Source organism: Rhodoplanes sp. SY1 (genome assembly GCF_046000175.1).
GTDB lineage: Bacteria > Pseudomonadota > Alphaproteobacteria > Rhizobiales > Xanthobacteraceae > Rhodoplanes.
The window spans coordinates 1-2,166 of the sequence record NZ_JBEOMB010000237.1; the positions used below are offsets into that span (position 1 = coordinate 1).

Annotated in this window: 2 protein-coding genes and 1 pseudogene; 2 read left to right on the forward strand and 1 reads right to left on the reverse strand. The window is 60.9% G+C overall.

Going from position 1 to position 2,166, the window contains the following annotated elements:
• A partial coding sequence (locus ABTU92_RS28810) for a hypothetical protein (protein WP_408094998.1) occupies positions 1–573 on the forward strand: 573 nt, incomplete at its 5' end.
• 165 nt (positions 574–738) lie between these two features.
• Here ABTU92_RS28810 and ABTU92_RS28815 read toward each other — a convergent pair.
• Positions 739–1,959, reverse strand: coding sequence for a hypothetical protein (locus tag ABTU92_RS28815; RefSeq protein WP_408094999.1), 1,221 nt, complete (start codon positions 1,957–1,959; stop codon positions 739–741).
• Between ABTU92_RS28815 and ABTU92_RS28820 the strand changes: the two are divergent.
• Positions 1,958–2,166: pseudogene (locus tag ABTU92_RS28820) on the forward strand (hypothetical protein); the annotation flags it as partial. The gene ABTU92_RS28815 and the pseudogene ABTU92_RS28820 overlap by 2 nt on opposite strands.

Consider the following 2,166-nt stretch of genomic DNA (forward strand, 5'->3'; position numbering starts at 1 on the left):
GATCAGAAGACCGCTTACGATGCGGCATCGGAAGCGACGTTCACTATTTCGGTCTCAAATTCTGGTTATGTGAACGCCAATCGTGTGCGGCTGACCATCGAAGGCTTTGATGGCGTGCTCGTGCATGATCCGCTTGATAAGGACGAACTGGAGAAGCGTGAGAATTCCCTTTTGCTGCCACGCCCTCCGACCCCACCCCGCGGCACCTATGTCTCGGCTGCACATTCGATTACGCATAATATGCCGACGGATTTCGCAAGTATGATTCGCCCACGCGAGCGTGACCCGTGGTCGTTCTACTATGATGATCGCCCATATATGCCGTCCGAAACGCTTCAGCTGACATGTGAGGCACTCCCACATCAAAGTAGTTCTTACAACTTGAAATTCCGACTGCTCAGGTCTGAGTCCGAATTAGGAGCCAAGCCCCGCATTCGAATTCGTATTGAGGCGAGCAACCTCCGAAAGCCTATTGAGAAATATCTCGCGGTATCGTTTGACGTGCAGCCAACCTCTTTCAAGGAACATGTTGAGAAGATGCTCTGTTTCCGCCCTGCCCCCGAGCCGCGCTAGACTGGTGCAGCAACGAGACAAGAGGTGTCATAACACTACCGAAGGGCGGATACCCCGGCATCGCCGAAGGCGGCAGTGGGGGCCCCGTTCACGAGACCGTTGTGCGTCGCACAGCGACGCATGATGCGCCCCCCCCCTCGTCTCTCTCGCGGCGATCACGGAGCCTCAGAACTTCTCCGCCTTCCCGGAGGCTCCGGCGGCCTGCGCCTTGGCGGCGTCATCGTTGAATGTGCGGGCGAGGGCTTCTCGCTCGCCCAGCAGACGGAACAGCATGCCCTCGTTCAGCATCGTGACGGCGAGGGAGCGGACGAGATACGGGTTCTCGCGAAGCGACGAAATCCGCGTGAGAACGCTGACTGCGCAATCCGAGGTGATGCCCGTCGTGATGGGTGGCATCATCTCGTCCCGGGGCTCGTTGAGGGATGACGTACACGCCCCGATCTCCGAGCCGCGTTTCGAAGACACCAGCTTGCCGCTGGTGTCGAAAGTCCACCGCCGGGCCAGAGCCCTGAACGTGTCCTTGGTCTCGTCCGTGGTGTAGGTCGGGGCGGGGCCGTATTTCGTCTCCAGGGCCTTGCTGATCGTGTCGAACGCGGGGTGATCCGACCGGTACACCTTGACGCGGCTGATGAGGGCGGAGCGTTCCTCGCCCGCGACCGGCGACATGACAATGCGAATGGCTTCGCAGGCGGTGATCTGGGGCGGTAACGGCGCAATCGTATTCCCGCCCGTCATCCTTCCGGAGATAAGAAATCCCTGAAGGTTTCCGGTGCCTGCGATCTCGAAGTAATCGCAGCCGGGACCGAACTTTGGGCCCTTGTCGCCGGAGGTGAACAGCTTCGTGGCGAAGGGCCGCTTTTCGTCCTGCTCGACAAGATCGAGGAAGGTGATATCCGTCAGAAAGGTCGGGCAACGCTGCGCCTTTGGAGCCCGATCTCCGACCGGCGGGAAGCTATAGGCCCTCACCCGCCCGTCGCGGTCGCCGAGCTTTGGGGAGGTGTAGGAACCCGCCCACGCCGTATACCGCCGGTCCTGTTCCAGGACGCATTTGCCGTCGGGAAAACGCGGTTCAGCGTAGTGATAGGTGATCCGGCCTTTGCCGATGGCCTGAAGGGCGGTGACGGTCTCGGCCACCGTCATGTTCAGCTTCAGGCCGAGGATATCGGTTTCCGGTCCGGGCCTCGGCGTCTGGGCCGACGCGGTCCCGCTGAGCACCGCGAACAGAACCGCAAGAAGAGGTTTCGGATCGAGGAAAGACGTCGTTGCCGTCATCACCGCTGCCCCGATTTGGCGTACGGCGGGTATAATGGTCCGGGCCATCTCGGCACGCAATGGTTGCTGCCCTGCCCCGTATTCACCCGTACCGGCTTTCCACAACCCGATCATGGACGGTCACGGCGCTTGCGTTCTGCGCCACTCGGTGACTCGCCGGGAACGCGGTCAGTGGTGCCACCGCATCCCCTGCCCCTATATTGTCGGGATGTGCAATCTCTACAGCCTCAACAAGGGACAGGCAGCCATCCTCGCCTTCGCGCGCGCGATGCGCGACCAGACGGGCAATCTTCCGATCTACCTGTCAGGCGACACGACAAA